This is a genomic window from Cupriavidus sp. YAF13 (assembly GCF_052113425.1).
Taxonomy (GTDB): Bacteria; Pseudomonadota; Gammaproteobacteria; order Burkholderiales; family Burkholderiaceae; genus Cupriavidus.
Genome location: NZ_JBFRDD010000068.1, coordinates 1 through 14,338, shown reverse-complemented (window position 1 = coordinate 14,338; position 14,338 = coordinate 1). Strand labels below are relative to the sequence as shown.

Genomic DNA, 14,338 nt, shown 5'->3' with positions numbered 1-14,338 from the left:
AGCCATCGCCTTTTCTCTCAGCGCTTGCGCAGCAACTGCGAACGAATCAGTTTCGAGAACACATCCGTTTTCGTCACGTCCTTGAAGCGCATGTACTGATTCACGGCCTCGATCAACTCAGCAGGCAGATACACCGTCATCGCCACCAAGCCGTGCCGCTCACGAAACGCCGCCTGACGCTCCGCAGCACTCTTTGCCGCACCGGTCGACGGACGACCCCGCCGCCGCGTACCACCTACCTCTAACTCACCCGTCCGCTTGTCCGTCGCATCACGCATCGCCACCCCTCGATTTTCCGTTACACGTCACGTTAATTCTTCAGCGCGTAGTCACTCATCACTGAATTCTGACCAGACAACCATAACGAACCTGCCAGACCCGACCCTGCCTATCGGTCCACCTCAGACTGAACATCAGTGGCTTACCCATCATTCCCCCTTGGACGAAAACGCGAACACCGCACCGACCGCGACCAGCAGCAGCCCCACCAGCAGGAAGCCCCCGCCGAGCGTTTGATAGGACACGCACCAGGAAGCACCGCTTTCCTGATCGATCATGTAAAGCCCTTGCATGGTGGAGCAGGCCCGCGCCGCTTTCAGTAGGTAATCCGCAACCACCACGCACGCCAGCGCGCACAGCATGATGCGAATGGCAAACGCCGGTCCTTTTGGTTCGTTTGGCTTTTGCATGGCTGCCCCCCCTCACACCATCTTGATCAGTTGATCAAGAATCTTCTTTTTCCAGACGTACAGCGACGCCCCCGTAGCGACCGCAACCCAACAGGAGAACGCCAGGGACGTCACCCCGTTGAACACCAGCCCGAGCCCCATCTGAAAATAGTTCTGCAGGCCGGTCCCCAACGGCAGATGCGGTACGCACGATTGAATACACGTAGTGACCAGGGCATAGGTCGAGTAGAGCAGCCCGAGCGTGATCACCACAAGTGCCAGCACCCACGCCTTTTTGATATCGAAGAACTTGAGAAACACTTTGACCAGGAAGTCAAAGAGCATCAGCAGCAAACCGGACAGGATCGGCATGACTTAGACCTTGACAGCTTCGCGCACGACCTGAATCGAATCGATGATGGTCAGCAACACCACCCCGAACGACACCACGTCCTTAAGCATGTAGTAGTACGTGCAAATATCGACAGGCAACTCACCACCGCCAACACCGGGCACCTTTGGGTTCTCGCACTGCTCGATGGCAAACGTAGGGAACACGTTGAAGAAGTCCAGAATGTGAACCGATCCGTGCTTGGCCTCAACACTCGACAACGCATCGTTTGCCGCTTGCTGCACCACTGTGAGCCGCGAATCCATTTCCGCCGAACGGGCCGTTAGCGATGCATCCACATCGCTTTGCGCCTTGGTCCCTGTTTCATCGATCTTGCACGCTGGCTTGCCGGGCAAACCGCAGGTTTCAACGTCGACCTTAGGCGGCGCAGCCGCAGCCCCCTTAGGCGCAGCATCTGTTGTTTCGGTTTTTGTTGTAGTGGTGCCATCCGGATTCGTAGTGGTAGTGACGCACGTAGTGCCCACGGATAGCGGCTGATCCTTTTGCGTGGCCGCATCAGCGTTAGCTGTCCCGGTATAGGTGCAGGTGCGTTGCACCTTTGTCGTGCCCGCCGACGTAGTTGTAGACGTAGCAGGCTCCGCCACCGTGGCCGACCCCGGCGCAATCACGTCTGCCAGTTGCGCGAGCGCATCGGCCCATTGCTGATTCTGTGTGGTCTGATCCTCGAAGCCGAACGAGTTGACCATCAAGTAAGGCTTCGCCTGAAACGCCCCCTTCCATGCCGTTTCCACGTCTGCATCCGCCGCAGGAACTGGCGTAGTTGAGATGCAAGACCCATTCGTCAGCACGTAGCCAGCGCGGCAACCCGACGCCTGAATCGTAGCGACCTGATTCCAGAAACTCCAGCTCTCAAAGCCAGGCGAGGAATAGACACGGCACGCATACTGCTTTGGGTCCCCGGTACTTTCCGCCCTGACGTAATACCCCGCAGGCCAACGCGGCCCACCATTGACGGCAGAAGTGTAGAAATCCTGGCAAGCCGCCTGAGCGCTACTGTGCGCCACCTGAGGCCCACCCCACACAGCTTGCGCAGGCCAATTCATACCAAGATCACCACCCCCCGCAGGCGCAGCAGGCTTACACCACGTGCCATCCGCGCATTTCTGCAGGCCGTAGTTCAGTAGTTCCGTTGCACCGATAGCAATGATCCCGGGAACCGTGGCCGCTCTGGCGATCTTAGCCATCGTAGCGATGTCGATCAGCCGCTTTTCATTCAGCGCAATCGTGCCGACGATGCGCCCGCCGTTCAGGATATTCATGGTCGCGCCACGCGAGATCTGCAGCCCCGCCGCCGAGCCGGACACGATGTTAGCCATGGTGCGCTGATACGCGTAATCGACCGCCGCACCGCCAAGCGTTTGCGCCTGAACTTGCACCGGCACCAGCAACGAGCAGAGCAAAGCAAACGCGAGCGCCACGGGCGCAAGCAGCACATCGACGAGTAAGCGAGGGAGCCAGGAGAAGGGAGCCAGAGAGCCGCAGCGCACGCGCCGCAGGATGGCGAGAAGGAGAGAGGATGGAGGTGGGCGCATAAGAAAGGAAAATCGTTTGTGCCAAACGATTCCCCTTTCTTATGCTGTGGGGACTCAGCAGGGGAACCCCGAAACCCCGCCTAAGAACGAACTTTCATTTGTGCCAAATGAAAGCCCGCTCTTAGGCGACCCCCCGCGCTACTGCGAGCGCCCCCGGCATGTGGATATATGGATAGCCCTACGGGTACGTTGCTCTACGACCTATGGACAACCGGTGGATAACGATAAAGCCGTTACCCACCGGTTGCCCACAGGCACGCAACCTATCCACATACCCACAAGCCCCGACGAGCTGGGGGAGAGAAAGACCTGAAACCCGAAAGGCGAACCCCTAAAACCCGGCAGGCAGGGGAGGGGTCAGCCGAAGCCCGGAAGCCTTGCGCCGCCATCGACGCACCATGCCCCTTTCCCGTAGCACTGGTACTTGTCCGCATACGGGTCTAGCACCGTGCCGCAGCCAGCCAGGGAGAGCAGAAGCCCGAGCACGGCCACGGCACGACGCGCGCGCACGGGTTACTTCGCCTTCCCGAACGCCTTCTTCATCATGGCGATGCCCCACCATGCGCCCGCCGCAAGCACTGCGACGGTGAGAGCCGCGCCAGTGTAGGACGTGACCTTGGCACCGAGGCCGTTGATCGCGTCAAGGCCGGGATCGCCCGAGGCTTGAGCCATGGCAGCGCCCGACAGCGCGAGGGTTGCGACACCGGCAGCAACTTGCGCCGACTTCTGTTTGGCCGCGATGGCCAGGGACTTGATACGGTCCATGTGGACTCCCGAGAAAAGTAGTGGAGACGGTCCACCAGCCGTACAACCTCAATCCAGCACTTCGATTGCCCGCTGTGCCGTCCTGATCCAGAAGCCCGAGGCATAACCGATGCCCCAAGCACACATGCAGTACAGAATCACGCTGCTCATAACGACCCCATCACATCCCGCCAGAGCTTGACCACCAGCGCCAGCCCGACGCGGTACACCAGCGCGACCGCAAGAACCGGCCACACGATGTGCCAGAAGTCAGCGAAGCCGGCCACCGAGGAACCCCGCCGCGAACATCAGGCACAGCACGCAGTAGAAAAGCAGTGCATCCGTTGTCAGCCCGTACATCAAACGCGCCTCCTATCTGCCAACAGCGCTTCCGACATGTACTCAGCAGCCCGCCAGCCCAACATGACCCCTAGCAACACGCCCGCGAGCACCAGCCCCGACAACCAGCCCCACGTTAGGGCGCCCATCATTGCTCCCTGATCCATTCAACGAACGACCGCAGCATTTCCCAGCCCAGTGTCGCGAACGCAAGAAACATGAACACCACGATCCCAAAGGCGATCACCACACCGCAGCCGATCACAAGATCCCACATCGTTGCCCCAACCACTTCCCAGAAGGGATACGACGATGCGAACAACGACTTCGATTCCGACACCATCACCATTCCCCCATCAAGCCGCCGAGCGCATCCAGCGACCTAACAAGCCCTTGGGAAACCTCATGCCTGCGGAAAGGAGGCAACGCGCCAGCCTCAAGCGACTGCAAACCATTCCCAAGACAAAACCGATAGTGTTGAACCACACGCAGCGTTTTCATATTCGACCCCTCGTTTACGAAAAATGGACCGTCTTTCCGGCCTGTCATCCCCGAATCATCGCCAGGGCACACGAGGGGTTTTCTTAAGCAGCCGCCTGCGCCGGAGACTTCGCGTTTGCCGCCGGACGCCCGAACGGCACGAAGCTGGCCACCGCAAAATCCAGATTCCCGTTGCTATCAGCGTAGGGACGCAAATCAGTGAGGTACTCACCCGGAGCGGTTTCTTTGAGATGCTCAGCGATCTTCATCCGAGCCACGAACGTTTCTTCGACCACCTTGCCGTTTTCCTCGCGTGCCGAGGTGACCAGCATTTGCGCGCTGTAGGTCGTGCCCTTACGACCCTCGTATTCCCAGTCCTTGGAATTGATGGCAAACAGTTGCACCTTGAACTTCATCGACATGTTGTTACCCCTCGTAACAGTTAGCCGCCGCTGGCGGTCTCAGGTTTGGTTTACGCGGTGTTGTTTACCGCCTACACTTGATGCACTCAATCTGAGAGCGTTACTCAATCTGAGTGTGCTGTAAGCATAGCAAAGGAACTCAAAATGAGTGTAAAAGAGGCGATTGAATTTCTTAAACTAAAGGGTGGATTCAATAGCTATAGAGCATTGGCTGATGCGGCTGGCATTGACCTGCGCCGTATCGACAATGCCGTAGCGCGAGGTTCCGCACTAACCGCAACCGAGGAAATTGCCCTTGGCACGGCAGCCGGTATGAAGCCGATGGCAGCGATCCGCTTGCTTGAAGCCGCATACGATCCCGCACGAGAGGCCATACTCGCGGGTTTTCGGAAGCTGCTTAACGCCCCGAAATTAGGCATCAGCATGGCAGGCTGATGTTGCGTTAGGCACCTTCAGGAGAGGTTCGAAAGGGACCCTCTCCGCCAGCAGTACGCAAAGCCCCACGATTCCTCACAGAGTCGTGGGGCKTTTGCTTTGGGGGTATAGTCTCGCGTTGCCGGCACTATATTGGTTAAGTGGCAACCGCCACGTCGACCAGAATGGAGGCAAGGCATGAGCCGGAACGCTCACTCCAATTCGAAGCGGCCATCCCCGAACATCCGCATTGAGAAACGGCACAGCAAGGAGAGCGAGGTGCAGGAGATGTCTCTCAAGGACCCGAAGATGGCTGAACCCGGCGCGATGCGTCAGCGCACGCATCGCAAGTAATGTAGCCAACGCGTAGCCAACCACGCAGTCAACCCTGCACACCCGCGCGGGGCCCGCAAGCGGCCCCGCGTAGTCAATGCACTATCATGACGCTGCTCCGATCTGAACAGCCGCTCATGACACAGTCTTCTTGCCAGCCTTCCCCGCACGCCTTGCCCGGCGCAGAGGGGTCCTCCGACTATCTCCACGRCATGCCCTATCGCCATTACAAGGGCGGCGCCTATGCCATGGTTGGCCTCGGCGTGATCGAGTCTGACCTGTCGCAGGTGGTGGTGTACGAATCGATGCGGGACCGTTCCCGCTTGTGGGTGCGGCCGCTGGATGTGTTCGGTGAAAGCGTGGACACGCCGCAGGGCACGCAGGCGCGTTTCGCGCCGGACTGGCCGGCCGCGCTGGCTTGCCTGGACTTCTTGCCGCGCGCGACGGTGTTGCAGGCGCTGGCCTGCTACGACGCGCCTTACCGGCATTACCACGATCGCCGCCACGTGCTGGAGATGTTTGCGCTGGCGCAGGCGCGCGGCATTGCGCTCACGCCCGCGCAGGCGCTTGCCGTGCTGTTCCACGACGCGGTCTACGTGCCTGGCTGCGAGCACAACGAAGCGGCGTCGGCCGCGTTGATCGAGACCATGGTGAGCGGGGTCGATGCGGCGGTGACAGCGCTGGCCGCGCGCATCGTGATGGATACCTGCGGGCATCGTGCATCGGTGCCGGAGTCCGAGGCGGTGCTGGATCTGGACCTGTCCCGGCTGGCTGCGCCCGACGCGGAATTCGACGCCTGGACCGTCGCCGTGTTCGAGGAAAACAAGGCGCTGCTGGCCAATCGCACTGGCCTGTCTGGCGATGCCCTGTACGCGGCATTCATGCCGCGGCGGATCGCGTTCCTGCAGGCGATGGCGCAGCGGCCACAATTGTTTCTCACGCCCGCCTTTGCCGATTGCGAAGCGCCGGCACGCGCCAATATCGCGCGCATGGCGGCGGGGGGCTGAGCCGATGATGGCTGCTCCCGTTCAAGCGCTCGCGGCCGTTCAGCCGGCTGGCGCGTCGTGGCTCACACCGGCAACCGCGCTGGGCGTGGTGGGCCTTCTCGCCTTGTTCGCGTTGTTGCTGCTCTGTGTGGTGCGCGGCTTGCTGCTGGTGATCCGCCCGCTGGTGCGCAGGCTCGATACCGCGCGCCTGCGTGGCCGCGATGCGCTGCGCGCGCGCGGCACGCAGCCATGGCCGCGCGTGGCCAGCATGCTGGAGCGCGATATCGTCGAGCTGCTCCTGTTGGCAGTGGGTGGTGTGCTGTTGCTGGCTTGCGCCGCCGTGTTGCTGTGGCTGGGTGAATCCATTGCCGAAGGCGCGCCGCTGGTGCAGGTGGACCAGGCGGTGTTCGCGCAGCTTCGCGCGTGGCAGCAGGGCTGGCTGGATACGGCCATGGTGGCGCTGACCGAGCTGGGCGGCGCGCGGATTTCCGTGGCGGTGGGCGTGGCGGTCTTTGGCTGGCTGGCGTGGCGCCGCGCCTGGGTGGCGGCAGCTTACTGGGTGGGGGCGCTGCTTGGCGCGCGCGCCTGCGTGATGGTGCTCAAGCTTGCCCTTGAGCGCAGCCGGCCGGCCAGCATCTACGGCGGCCTGGAGTCGTTCTCGTTTCCTAGCGGCCACGCCACCAGCAGCATGGTGACCTATGGTTTCCTGGCCTTCCTGCTGTGCCTGCGCCAGCCGTGGCGGGTACGGATGCCGGTGGTGGCGCTGACGGCGGTGGTGGTGACGCTGATCTGCCTGTCGCGGCTCTACCTTGGCATGCACTGGCTGTCCGACGTGCTGGCGGGCTGCGCGCTCGGCTTTGCCTGGATCGTGCTGCTGGGCACCGCCTATGCCACCCTGCATGCACCGGAACGCCTGGCGCCGCTGCGCCTGGGCGCGGTTGCCGCCGCAGCGGTGGTGGTGGTTGGCACGTGGATCGTGGTGTTCCAGTTGCCCGGCACGGTCGAGCGGTATCGTCGCGCGCTTACGGCTGGAACGGCTCCGCCGGCGGCAGCCGCGAAACCAGCAGCTGATCGATCTTGTGATGGTCGATGTCCAGCACTTCAAAGCGGAATCCCGCGGCCTCGATCGCTTCCGATTTCTTCGGGATCCGCTTGAGCGTGTAGATGACGAGCCCGGCGGCGGTGTCGACGTAATCCTCGCCGGGCAGCTCGTCGAGCTCCAGCGCCTTCTTCAGGTCCACCAACGGTGTGACGCCGTCGACCAGCCATGAGCTTTCGTCGCGTCGCACGATCTGTTCATCCTCGGTGGAGTAAATGATGTTGCCCATCAGCGCGCCGACGATATCGTCCAGCGTGACGATGCCCACCACCAGCCCGTACTCGTTCATTACCACCGCAAAGTTCTGGTGCATCTCGCGAAAGCGCGTGAGCGACTCGGTGAGCGTCAGCGTGTCGGGGATCACCAGCACGTTCTTGTCGTGGTGCTTGCCGATATTGCCGAGGTTGCCGATCACGCCGGTGGAATCGTCGGCGAGGAACAATTGCAGGATGTCCTTCGAATCGATGTAGCCCAGCACGTCGTCGAGGTTGTGCCCGCATACCGGATATTGCGCGTGCGGATAGTTGACCAGCTTGCGCCGCAGGCTGTCGGGCGACTCGTCCAGGCCAATGTAGACCACATCGTCGCGCGGGGTCATCACCGCGGTGACGTTCTTCGCGTCCAGCTCGAACACGTTCTCGATCAGGTGGATCTCGTGCTTGTGCAGCACGCCTGCCTCCGCCCCGGCATCGACCATGGCGGCGATGTCCTCCGAGGTGATCTGGTCGATGTGCTTGGTGGGCACGCCGAACAGATGCAGCGTGGCATTGGCGGCCCCGTTGAACACGTAGACCAGTGGCTTGAAGATCTTGATGAGCGTGAGCATCGGCCCGATCACCACCAGCGCGCAGGCTTCAGGAAACGTCATGGCGATGCGCTTGGGGATCAGGTCGGCGAACTGGATAAAGAGCAGGGTGACGATCAGGAAGGAGCCGACATTGGCGATGCGCTGGGTGGTGACCACGTCCAGGTAGGGCAGCAGCGCCGTCTGCACCAGGTCGGAGACATGCTTCTCGCCGACGATACCGGCCAGGATGGCCACGCTGTTGACGCCGATCTGCACGATGGTGAAGAAGTTGCCCGGCTCCTCCTTGAGCAGCATGATCTTGGTGGCGCGGCGGTCGCCACGCTCGGATAGCGTCTGCAGCTTGGTGCGGCGCGATGCGGTCAGCGCGATCTCGGAAATCGAGAAGAAGGCGCTGATCAGGATGAGGAGAAGCAGGATTAGGGCGAACATAGGTTTGGGAAAGCACCGTTCAGGCACTTTGATGATGGTGCACGGCGCACGGTACTGTCAAATTCCGCAACGGAGGCGGGACGTTTCATCTAGGGGCATGCTCAAAACTGACCGCCGGCGCTTCCAGCCGCTGCGGCAGCGCAGCAGCCAGCTCCCGTGCGGCGGCGGCAAACTGTTCGCGCATATCGTCGGCCAGGCTGGAGCTGCCGCGGTGGCTGGCGCGCAGCAGCTGGATCTCGAAAGGCAACGCGGGCTTGACCTCGTGCAGCGACACACGCTGCGGGTTTGCGCCCAGCGCGGTGTACTGGTCGAGCAAGGTGAGGCCCAGGCCGGCATCGACCAGGGCCAGCGCCAGCGAATAGGTCTGGACTTCCAGCGTGGAGCGCGGCTCAAGCGCATTGCGCGCCAGCGTCTGGCGCACCAGCAGCCCAAGCGAGCTGTTGTCGTCGTAGGCGATAAAGGGGCGTTCCACCAGCTTGTGCATCGGCACGTCGGCCCGCCGGCCACGGGCTGCCAGCGGCTCGCCGCGCGGCACCGCCAGAAGCATCTGGCCGCCAGCTACCGGTTCGCTGATGATGGCTTCGTGGCGCGGTGGCGAGAATGCGAAGCCCAGGTCGATCTGGTTAGCCAGCAGCCCTTGCACGATCTCGTCGGTGTGGTGGGTCAGTACCTGCACCTGGGTGTCGGGATGGCGCGCGCAAAAGCGGCGTACGGCGGGCACCAGCAGCGGATTGGCCAGGCTGGGCGTGGCCGCCACGCGCAGGCGGCCGGCGCCTTTGTGGCGCAGGCTTTCGGAGACGCGGCGCACCCGCTCGATCTCGCCATATAGCCGCTCGACATCGCCGTACAGCGCGCCGGCCTCCGGCGTGGCCTGCAGCCTGCCTTTCACCCGGTCGAACAAGCGGAAGCCGAGCGTGGCTTCGGCATGCTGCAGCACGCGCGTGACGACCGGCTGGGAGACGTGCAGCAGGCGCGCGGCCTCGCTGACGGTGCCGGTCAGCATGACCGCGCGAAAGACTTCGATCTGACGCAATCGCATGTGGCAGGGGAGAGCGCCGCAGCAAAGTGGCACCCATAGCCTAAAGACATATTCTTGCACGTATTCGCATTGGGCAAGGCGGGCTGCGTGGTCTACCCTGTGTCGGGTCGAAAAGGACCGGATCAAAGAGGCGGGTAATGAAGGTTGTGATCGTAGGGGCGGGCGTGATCGGGATGAGCGCGGCGTGGCGGCTGGCGGGCGACGGGCACGAGGTGACCGTGCTGGAGCGGCGCGGCGGCCCAGGCGAGGAAACCAGCTTCGCCAACGGCGGGCAGCTCAGCTATAGCTATGTGGCGCCGCTCGCCGGGCCTGGCGTGCTGGCCAAGGTACCCGGGTGGCTGCTGCGCCCCGATTCGCCGATGCGTTTCCGCCCATCGGGTGACCCGGCGCAGTGGCGCTGGCTGGCCGCGTTTGCACGGGCTTGCAATGCCTCGGCCAGCGAGGCCACCACGCGCAAGCTGCTGCGGCTGGCCTTCTACTCCCGCGACCTGATGCAGGCCTTTGTCGACAGCCAGCCGGTGGACTTCGGCTTTGCCCGGCGCGGCAAGCTGATTGTGCACCGCGACGCGGCCAGCTTCGACGCCGCCTGCCGCCTGCTCGATTACCAGGCCAGCCTGGGCTGCGAGCAGCAGGCGCTGGACAGCGGCGCGTGCGTGGCGCTGGAACCGGCGCTGGCCGGCATCCGCGGCGAGATTGCCGGGGCGATTCACACGCCGAGCGAGGAAGTGGCCGATTGCCATCGTTTCTGCCTGGCGTTGGCACAATTGCTGCGTGACCGTCCTGGCGTGTCGCTGCGCTTTGGCACCAGCGTGCTGGGCATCGAGCGCGAAGGCGATCGCGTGACCGGCGTGCGTACCGATGCCGGCATCGAGCGGGCGGATGCCGTGGTGGTGGCCGGCGGCATCGGCAGCGTGGCCTTGCTCAAGCCCTTGGGCGTGCGGGCACCGCTGTGGCCGCTCAAGGGCTACAGCATCACGGTGCCGATTCGCGATGGCGAGCGCGCGCCGCACATCAGCATCACCGATGCTGCGCGCAAGATTGTCTATGCCCGCATCGGCAACACTTTGCGCGTGGCGGGCATGGCGGACCTGGTGCGCGCGGATACCGTCATCGACCGTGCCCGCATCGCCACGCTGGCCTTTGAGACCCGCGCGCTGTTTGGCGACATGGCGCCGGGCATGGAGCCGGAGCAGTTGCAGCCCTGGGCTGGCCTGCGCCCGGCCACGCCGACCGGCCTGCCGATGGTGGGCCGGTCGGGCGTGCGTGGCCTGTGGCTCAACATCGGCCACGGCGCGCTTGGCTTCACGCTGGCCATGGGCAGCGCGGGTTTGCTGGCCGATGGCCTGGCCGGGCGCAAGCCGGCCATCGATGACAGGGATTTCGCCGCGATGCTGGCTTGATGGGCAGCGTTCCGGGGCAGTTTTTTTCGTTTGCATTACCGCTGAGCAACACCGCTTCACGACCAGGCAGTACCTCGAGCCCTTCCCACCCAAGGAGAAAACGATATGAAATCGCACGTCCCCTCCAACCGATTCTCCCGCTGCCTGCTGGCGGTTGCCATGCTGGCTGGCACCGCGGGCGCTGTCAGCAACGCGCACGCCGCCGACGGCGATACGCTGCGCAAGATCAAGGAAACCGGCGTGATCTCGCTGGGCTACCGCGAGTCCTCCATCCCGTTTTCCTATACCAACGGACGCGATGTGATGGGCTACTCGCACGAGATCCTGCTGCAGATCGTCGACAAGGTGAAGGCGCAACTGCAAAACCCCAAGCTTGAAATCAAGCTGGTGCCGATCACATCGCAGAATCGCATTCCGCTGATGCAGAACGGCACCATCGACATCGAGTGCGGCACCACCACCAACAACCTGGAGCGGCAGAAGCAGGTAGCGTTTTCCAACAGCCTGTTTGTCTACGGGCTGCGCATGCTGACCAAGAAGGATTCGGGCGTGAAAGACTTCCCGGATCTCAAGGACCGCAACGTGGTGACCACCGCTGGCACCACGGATGAGCGCCTGCTGGTCAAGATGAATGGCGAGAAGACCATGAACATGAACCTGATCAGCGCCAAGGACCACGGGCAGTCCTTCCTGATCCTGGAGACGGGGCGCGCGGTGGCCTTCGTGATGGACGAGCCGCTGCTCTACGGCGAGCTGACCAAGGCCAAGAGCGCCAATGACTGGACCGTGGTGGGCACGCCGCTGCAGACCGAGAACTACGCCTGCATGTTCCGCAAGGACGATCCGTCCTTCAAGGCGCTGGCCGACGGCGTGATCGCCGACCTGATGACCAGCGGCCGTGCCGAGCAGTTGTACAAGAAGTGGTTCCAGTCGCCGATTCCGCCGCGCAACATCAACCTGAACTATCCGCTGTCAGCCGACATGAAGGATCTCTACGCCCATCCTAACGACAAGGCGTTCCAGTAAGCAGGGCGGGGGCAGGGCAGGGCGAATCGTTATTGCTGTTCGACGCGAAATTGCGCTAGGCTAAAAGCCGGCTTGCGCGCTTGGCGGACCAACGCCGGGCCAACGCTTGCCGGACCGTTGCGGACGCCGTTGGCGTCGGCTGTGCTGACTGGAGAACATATGCGATCGCTTCGTACTGGCTGTCTCAACGTCCTGTTCGCCGTTTCGCTGCTCGCGGCCGGCGCCGCCGCGCAGGCCGCCGACCTGCTCGATGCCGTAAAGCAGGCCGGCGTGCTCAAGATCGGGCTGGAAGGCACCTATCCGCCGTTCAACTACCGCGGCAGCAACAACCAGCTGGAAGGCTTCGACGTCGATGTGGCGAAGGGCGTGGCGGCCAAGCTGGGCGTCAAGCCGGAATTTGTCACCACCGAGTGGAGCGGCATCATTGCCGGGCTGCAGGCCGGCAAGTTCGACGTGATCGTCAACCAGGTCGCGGTGACGCCGCAACGCAAGCAGGTCCTGGATTTCTCCACGCCTTACGTGTATTCGGCGGCGCAGCTCATCCAGCGCAAGGATGACAACCGGCAGTTCAAGTCCCTCGAGGACCTGAAAGGCAAGAAGCTCGGCGTGAGCCTGGGCAGCAACTACAACGAACTGGCCAAGTCGGTGGCCGGCATCGACGTCAAGACCTATCCGGGCGCGCCCGAGTACCTGCGCGACCTGGCCGCGCAGCGCGTGGATGCCGCGCTGAACGACCGCCTGATGATCGGTTACCTGATCAAGACGTCAAACCTGCCGCTGCGGCCCGGCGCGATTGTGGAAGGCGGCAGTTCCGAGGTGGCGATCCCCTTTCGCAAGGACAATCCGAAGTTTGCGCAGGCCATCGACCGCGCGCTCGACGAGATGCGCAAGGACGGCAGCCTTGGCAAGCTGTCGGCGAAGTGGTTCGGCAGTGACGTGACCAAGCCGGCCAGATAAGCGCGGGCACGCCTCCCGTCAGGGCTTTCCATGTCCGCTCTCCAGCTCGTTGCCGCATCGCTGCCCGTGCTGCTGCAGGGCATGCTGCTGACCATCAAGTTCGCGCTGCTGTCGATGATCTTCGGGCTGGTGATCGGCACCGTGGTGGCGCTGATGGGCATCAGCCACCAGCCCGTGCCGAAGGCCGTCGCGCGGGCCTACGTCAGCATCATGCGCGGCACGCCGCTGCTGGTGCAGATCTTCGTGGTGTATTACGGCTTGCCGGGCATCGGCATCGCGCTGGAACCCACCCCGGCGGGCGTGTTGACGCTGAGCCTGAACGTAGGGGCGTATCTCTCGGAGAGCATGCGCGGCGCCATCCTCGGCATCCCGCGCGGGCAGTGGCTGGCGGCTTACAGCCTGGGCCTGACGCAAGGCCAGACCTTGCGCTACGTGGTCGGCCCACAGGCGCTGCGTCTGGCGGTGCCGAGCCTGTCGAACAGCCTGATCAGCCTGATCAAGGACACCTCGCTGGTGTCGGTGATCACGGTGACCGAGCTGCTGCGCACGGCGCAGGAGGTGATTGCCGCGACCTACCAGCCGTTGCCGCTTTATCTTGCCGTGGCTGCTATTTATTGGATGCTTAGTACGGCGCTGGCGCATGTGCAGCGGTTGTTGGAGAGGCGGCTTTCGTTGCCGGGGAGGCATTAAGGGTGTGGGGGGATAGGTGGTTTTTGATTTGGGCGGCGTTGGTGGCTTGTACGCAATGGCCGTATGACGTCGCTCTGCGGGGGCTATGGTTTTTTTGGAGCGGCGATGGCTTTTGCACCCAAGGGCCATACGACATCCCCCTGCGGGGGCTGCCGGTCACTCTTCTTTGCGTCGGCAAAGAAGACTAACGAGAAGAAAGCCGACCCTGCCGGGCGCAGAGCAATAAGGCTATTTGGGCCTCGGTGGTTTCGTCGTACGGCCCTGAGTGTCGGCGGGCTTCTGCCGGTGCCGGCTTGACTGGCCACGAACCTGCCGGCTTCCAGGATTCGTGGTGCGGCCCCCGGTAGCGGACATCACGTGCTTCAAGCCGTCTGTCGCTCGCGCAGTGGTCGGCCACGAAGTTGCAGGCGCACCGGTTCCGTCGGGCCTGTCAGTTTTTTTGTGTGCAGGGCAGGTATAGACTCACCGTCGACTTGAGCGGTGAGTGCAGCATTATCTCAACGATGCGGATGGGTGAAGCGCTCCTCGTACAGGACAGGATCGCGAACTGGTTCATAGCA

Annotated in this window: 16 protein-coding genes and 1 pseudogene; 8 read left to right on the top strand and 9 right to left on the bottom strand. The window is 62.9% G+C overall.

Annotated elements, in window-relative coordinates; genetic code table 11:
- Positions 1-17: 17 nt before the first annotated feature.
- The 7 genes from AB4061_RS35300 to AB4061_RS35270 all read right to left on the bottom strand — a co-directional run bounded on the left by AB4061_RS35300 (position 18) and on the right by AB4061_RS35270 (position 4,597).
- Positions 18-284, bottom strand: coding sequence for a hypothetical protein (locus tag AB4061_RS35300; protein ID WP_441640786.1), 267 nt, complete (start codon positions 282-284; stop codon positions 18-20).
- A gap of 144 nt (positions 285-428) precedes the next feature.
- The gene (locus AB4061_RS35295) at positions 429-689 is read right to left on the bottom strand and encodes a hypothetical protein (protein WP_441640785.1); all 261 of its coding nucleotides are present in this window, start codon (positions 687-689) and stop codon (positions 429-431) included.
- A gap of 12 nt (positions 690-701) precedes the next feature.
- Complete coding sequence (locus AB4061_RS35290) at positions 702-1,040, bottom strand: hypothetical protein (RefSeq protein WP_441640784.1); 339 nt, start codon at positions 1,038-1,040, stop codon at positions 702-704.
- Positions 1,041-1,043: 3 nt separating this feature from the next.
- Positions 1,044-2,498, bottom strand: a complete 1,455-nt coding sequence (locus AB4061_RS35285) for a hypothetical protein (RefSeq protein ID WP_441640783.1) — start codon at positions 2,496-2,498, stop codon at positions 1,044-1,046.
- Between the two features lie 627 nt (positions 2,499-3,125).
- Positions 3,126-3,377, bottom strand: a complete 252-nt coding sequence (locus AB4061_RS35280) for a major coat protein (RefSeq protein WP_441640782.1) — start codon at positions 3,375-3,377, stop codon at positions 3,126-3,128.
- A gap of 466 nt (positions 3,378-3,843) precedes the next feature.
- Entirely contained in the window at positions 3,844-4,044 is a 201-nt protein-coding gene (locus AB4061_RS35275; protein ID WP_441640781.1) for a hypothetical protein, read from the bottom strand.
- A 235-nt stretch (positions 4,045-4,279) separates the two neighbouring features.
- Positions 4,280-4,597, bottom strand: a complete 318-nt coding sequence (locus AB4061_RS35270; protein WP_441640780.1) for a hypothetical protein — start codon at positions 4,595-4,597, stop codon at positions 4,280-4,282.
- Positions 4,598-4,741: 144 nt separating this feature from the next.
- Between AB4061_RS35270 and AB4061_RS35265 the strand changes: the two genes are divergently transcribed.
- The 4 genes and pseudogenes from AB4061_RS35265 to AB4061_RS35250 form a co-directional block, all read left to right on the top strand.
- Positions 4,742-5,032, top strand: a complete 291-nt coding sequence (locus tag AB4061_RS35265; protein WP_441640779.1) for a hypothetical protein — start codon at positions 4,742-4,744, stop codon at positions 5,030-5,032.
- A 177-nt stretch (positions 5,033-5,209) separates the two neighbouring features.
- A complete protein-coding gene (locus AB4061_RS35260) occupies positions 5,210-5,365 on the top strand; it encodes a hypothetical protein (RefSeq protein ID WP_174423244.1) in 156 nt (51 codons plus the stop codon).
- A 116-nt stretch (positions 5,366-5,481) separates the two neighbouring features.
- Positions 5,482-6,351 carry a DUF1653 domain-containing protein gene (locus AB4061_RS35255; protein WP_441640778.1) on the top strand — a complete coding sequence of 290 codons (870 nt, stop codon included), beginning with the start codon at positions 5,482-5,484 and terminating at the stop codon, positions 6,349-6,351.
- 4 nt (positions 6,352-6,355) lie between these two features.
- Positions 6,356-7,195 (top strand): annotated as a pseudogene (locus AB4061_RS35250) (phosphatase PAP2 family protein); the annotation flags it as partial.
- A gap of 157 nt (positions 7,196-7,352) precedes the next feature.
- Here AB4061_RS35250 and AB4061_RS35245 read toward each other — a convergent pair.
- Together AB4061_RS35245 and AB4061_RS35240 are read right to left on the bottom strand one after the other, a co-directional pair.
- A complete protein-coding gene (locus AB4061_RS35245) occupies positions 7,353-8,666 on the bottom strand; it encodes a hemolysin family protein (protein WP_441640777.1) in 1,314 nt (437 codons plus the stop codon).
- Between the two features lie 85 nt (positions 8,667-8,751).
- On the bottom strand, positions 8,752-9,705 hold the full coding sequence (locus AB4061_RS35240; RefSeq protein WP_441640776.1) for a LysR family transcriptional regulator: 954 nt from the start codon (positions 9,703-9,705) through the stop codon (positions 8,752-8,754).
- 137 nt (positions 9,706-9,842) lie between these two features.
- Here AB4061_RS35240 and AB4061_RS35235 point away from each other — a divergent pair, with 137 nt between their 5' ends.
- From AB4061_RS35235 to AB4061_RS35220, 4 genes are all read left to right on the top strand, one after another.
- Positions 9,843-11,105: a D-amino acid dehydrogenase gene (locus AB4061_RS35235; protein WP_441640775.1), complete on the top strand. Its 1,263-nt coding sequence runs from the start codon at positions 9,843-9,845 to the stop codon at positions 11,103-11,105.
- A gap of 105 nt (positions 11,106-11,210) precedes the next feature.
- The gene (locus tag AB4061_RS35230; protein ID WP_441640774.1) at positions 11,211-12,131 is read left to right on the top strand and encodes a glutamate/aspartate ABC transporter substrate-binding protein; all 921 of its coding nucleotides are present in this window, start codon (positions 11,211-11,213) and stop codon (positions 12,129-12,131) included.
- A 159-nt stretch (positions 12,132-12,290) separates the two neighbouring features.
- Positions 12,291-13,088, top strand: a complete 798-nt coding sequence (locus tag AB4061_RS35225; protein ID WP_441640773.1) for a transporter substrate-binding domain-containing protein — start codon at positions 12,291-12,293, stop codon at positions 13,086-13,088.
- Positions 13,089-13,118: 30 nt separating this feature from the next.
- Positions 13,119-13,778, top strand: a complete 660-nt coding sequence (locus tag AB4061_RS35220; protein ID WP_174423239.1) for an amino acid ABC transporter permease — start codon at positions 13,119-13,121, stop codon at positions 13,776-13,778.
- Positions 13,779-14,338: the final 560 nt, after the last annotated feature.

What these genes read in the sequence shown, in the direction of transcription:
- AB4061_RS35225 (WP_441640773.1), top strand. Translation starts at nt 12,291, where the DNA reads ATGCGATCGCTTCGTACTGGCTGTCTCAACGTCCTGTTCGCCGTTTCG.
- AB4061_RS35270 (WP_441640780.1), bottom strand. Translation starts at nt 4,597, where the DNA reads ATGTCGATGAAGTTCAAGGTGCAACTGTTTGCCATCAATTCCAAGGAC.
- AB4061_RS35290 (WP_441640784.1), bottom strand. Translation starts at nt 1,040, where the DNA reads ATGCCGATCCTGTCCGGTTTGCTGCTGATGCTCTTTGACTTCCTGGTC.
- AB4061_RS35260 (WP_174423244.1), top strand. Translation starts at nt 5,210, where the DNA reads ATGAGCCGGAACGCTCACTCCAATTCGAAGCGGCCATCCCCGAACATC.
- AB4061_RS35230 (WP_441640774.1), top strand. Translation starts at nt 11,211, where the DNA reads ATGAAATCGCACGTCCCCTCCAACCGATTCTCCCGCTGCCTGCTGGCG.
- AB4061_RS35240 (WP_441640776.1), bottom strand. Translation starts at nt 9,705, where the DNA reads ATGCGATTGCGTCAGATCGAAGTCTTTCGCGCGGTCATGCTGACCGGC.
- AB4061_RS35245 (WP_441640777.1), bottom strand. Translation starts at nt 8,666, where the DNA reads ATGTTCGCCCTAATCCTGCTTCTCCTCATCCTGATCAGCGCCTTCTTC.
- AB4061_RS35235 (WP_441640775.1), top strand. Translation starts at nt 9,843, where the DNA reads ATGAAGGTTGTGATCGTAGGGGCGGGCGTGATCGGGATGAGCGCGGCG.
- AB4061_RS35295 (WP_441640785.1), bottom strand. Translation starts at nt 689, where the DNA reads ATGCAAAAGCCAAACGAACCAAAAGGACCGGCGTTTGCCATTCGCATC.
- AB4061_RS35220 (WP_174423239.1), top strand. Translation starts at nt 13,119, where the DNA reads ATGTCCGCTCTCCAGCTCGTTGCCGCATCGCTGCCCGTGCTGCTGCAG.
- AB4061_RS35280 (WP_441640782.1), bottom strand. Translation starts at nt 3,377, where the DNA reads ATGGACCGTATCAAGTCCCTGGCCATCGCGGCCAAACAGAAGTCGGCG.
- AB4061_RS35265 (WP_441640779.1), top strand. Translation starts at nt 4,742, where the DNA reads ATGAGTGTAAAAGAGGCGATTGAATTTCTTAAACTAAAGGGTGGATTC.
- AB4061_RS35275 (WP_441640781.1), bottom strand. Translation starts at nt 4,044, where the DNA reads ATGGTGATGGTGTCGGAATCGAAGTCGTTGTTCGCATCGTCGTATCCC.